Genomic DNA, 2,998 nt, shown 5'->3' with positions numbered 1-2,998 from the left:
AAATGCGGCAATCAGAATCCAGAGGTTATCAATAATAAATTTTATGTATTGCGGTGATTCCTGGAATTCCGCTAAGGTGGAGTATGACCCATCCTGTGCAACTTCAACAGTTTCAACCGCAATAATAGAGTCACTTACTTCTGTAAGTGGGCTCGCGAGAGTGGGATCAACTATCCCGGAATAGCCGGCCATTAAAAGAAGAGCGCATGAGAAAAGTGTTAGTTTTGTAAGCCTGTTCATAAGGTGTTGCGTAGGTTTAATTATAGGGTTGACTTAAATTCAGCGTACAAAATGCATTTGTCAATTATTTATTTAATAATTAATTAATCAAAACCTTAATTATTTATACAAAATGGAAAAGCGCTTTTACTTTGAGCATATTTCAAAAATCCGATGGAAATAGTGAGGTGCGGGAAATTTTTTTCCGTGAAAACTCCCGGATTTTGAGAGCGAAAGGGGTGTGAGGTGATATTTATCTAAAATAATTAATCAATAGAATTAATTTACCTAAAGACTTTAATTTTTGAGTCTATATTGATTTCGTTAATAAGAAGTTTGGTCGGGAATCGAAGTGAGAGCGGATCCCGACGGTGGTCAATACCCGTTGTCTGTCACTATTACAAACGGTGGTTAATCAATCCGGTTTTCACTCTGCGGGATGGTAATATAATCCCAAGACTAAAATTTCCTGAGGATGGAATTGAACTGAGAGGTATAGTGTCCTCCAAAAAGATTCAAATGCACCAGCAGCGGATAGAGATTGTAGATGGGCACTCGTTCAGAAAACCCGGGTGCGAGTGGGGATTCCGATTCATACCCCTCATAAAAATCCCCGGAAAATCCGCCAAACATTTTTGTGAAAGCGAGGTCCATCTCCGGGTGGCCATAGTAGACAGCCGGATCGATCAGGACGGCTTTGCCATCAGAGTTAAAAAGGTAGTTACCGCCCCAAAGGTCGCCGTGAAGAAGAGAGGGTTTTGCGGAAGGAAAGATCTCATTCAATTTAGCCGACAATCGCTCCCAGTTTTGAAAAATTCCGCTGTTGAGTTTACCGGAATCCACCGCCATTTTGATTTGCGGTTTGATCCGTTCTTCCGTGAAAAAATCGATCCAGTCATCATACCGGCGGTTACTCTGTGGAAGACTCCCGATATAGTTATCAACTTCCAGCCCGAACTGATTGGCCTTGGTTTGGTGCATTTTTGATAGGTTTCGGCCAAATTCATAAGAGTCACCGCTTCGTCCTTCTTCAACAAACTCCATCAGAAGATAGCCGGGCCTATCGTTTCCGGGTTTGCCTGATGAAATGACATTCGGGATACGCAGTGCTGTTCCTGCAGAACCGAGACGTTTTAAGCCGTCGGCTTCTTTTTCGAAAAAATCATCCGGAGCGTTGCTATTCCATTTTAGAAACAGATCACCCCGGTTAGTAGAGATTTTCGCCGCCCGGTTGATGCTTCCTCCGGAGACTGATTGTGATTTTTTGATATCCAGGTTGAGGGTTTCCGAAAGGTGAGTTGAAAGTTCAGCTGGGATCATTGATAGAAGATTTTCATTTCGCGGGATATGTCAGAAATTGTACAACAGGTCATCTCACCCGTTGAATATAAATCAAAACAGGCAGGGTATTTTGTTCTCAGAAAATGCAAAAATTATTAACCATAGCAAGATTGGGATACAATAAAAAACCATAAGAATTCAGAAAAATACCATGTTTTAAACTCCGTGCAGAACCGCCTCAAAACGGCTAATACCTTTGAACTAAGCCCTCTGTTCGGCGGTAATGTGATAGGATCTTATCTTTCCCGGGGTTAAAACCCCAGGCTATGTGTTATTCACACCTACGGTGTTGGATTGCCTGCTGATTTGTAACGCAAATCAAAGTTTTGTTTTTCTTCGAGTTGATTTAATTATTGTGAAATTGAGTGAAGTCCAAAAGGTTTAAAAATGGCGTAGCCATGATTGCACCAATAGCCCACCATTTCAATGGTGGGAGTAGATCAATACAGAAGTTCGGAAAGCCCTGTAAGGGCGACCCATCTGTGTCGTCCTCCGGCGGCCCGAAGCATCGGGCAACGCCGCAAGGAGAGGAGCTATCTTTACGCAATAGTGTGCTAAAAACCTGAATAGTGCTCCTTGTAAAGTATTTTAGAGATTAAATAAAAGAAAGCCTTGAAAGGGCGAAACATAAAAATCAGATACAAACAATTTAAAAGAACAGAAAAGAATTCAAGGTATTATCTAAATCCTTGAGTCAACTGATCTGTTGAAATATCACCTTTCTCTCAGACCAGTATAATTGACGATCGGATTTCGCCTTAGGTCCAAAACGGCTACTATTTCAATTTGGTTGTTGTTTGTGCGATAATAAATTGCGAAAGGAAATCTTGAAGCAAGCATTCTGTGATGACCGAAAACAATCGGATGAACACCGTAGATTTCAGATAGTTTATCTAAATCTGAGAGGATAGATCTGGCAAAGTAATCACCTGCACCCGGGTCAATGCTGTTGTAGAAATCTCGTCCTTTTTCAATGTCTGTGGCTGCATCATTTAAGACAAGAACCTTTTTCATCAGTTCATTCTATTGGCTGAGTTTTTCTTTCAACTCATCTATCGTTAAATACTCCTCTTTTCCGGAGTTGATTTTAGCCTCGCGAGCTTTTAAAACTTCTGCATGCCAATCCGGTGAGGAGACTTTATCGGGTTTGGAAGAGAGGGATTCCCAAAGCATCTCCATGGTTTCCAGTTGTTCGGAAATACTCAACTGTTCTATGTCTGCCTTTTTAATCATACAGAAATATAGTTTTGGTGAAGGTGGGATTCAAATATGTTAAATAGAACGTTTTAGAATTGGCTTTCTTTCCTTTCTTTAACATGACCGCCTCAAATTGGTTAATAGCTTCGAGCAACTCTCTCTGTTCGGCGGAATATATACTAGCCTTTAATACCCTGGGTTGAAACCCCTGCCTGTCCCGATGTTTTTGATCGGGAGGCTA

At 41.2% G+C, this 2,998-nt stretch carries 3 protein-coding genes and 1 pseudogene; all 4 read right to left on the bottom strand.

The genetic code is table 11. The features are described from left to right. Positions 1-240, bottom strand: a pseudogene (locus tag ACESM0_RS12860) (hypothetical protein); the annotation flags it as partial. 438 nt (positions 241-678) lie between these two features. After that, positions 679-1,539, bottom strand: coding sequence for a fructosamine kinase family protein (locus tag ACESM0_RS12855; RefSeq protein ID WP_372906605.1), 861 nt, complete (start codon positions 1,537-1,539; stop codon positions 679-681). Positions 1,540-2,274: 735 nt separating this feature from the next. Next, entirely contained in the window at positions 2,275-2,574 is a 300-nt protein-coding gene (locus tag ACESM0_RS12850; protein WP_372906604.1) for a type II toxin-antitoxin system RelE/ParE family toxin, read from the bottom strand. 9 nt (positions 2,575-2,583) lie between these two features. Continuing rightward, positions 2,584-2,793, bottom strand: a complete 210-nt coding sequence (locus ACESM0_RS12845) for an addiction module protein (protein WP_372906603.1) — start codon at positions 2,791-2,793, stop codon at positions 2,584-2,586. Positions 2,794-2,998 lie beyond the last annotated feature (205 nt).

The sequence above is a fragment of the Rhodohalobacter sp. genome (assembly GCF_041686455.1).
GTDB lineage: Bacteria > Bacteroidota > Rhodothermia > Balneolales > Balneolaceae > Rhodohalobacter.
The sequence above is the reverse complement of the archived record's forward strand: the minus strand, read 5'-3'. Positions and strand labels throughout refer to the sequence as shown.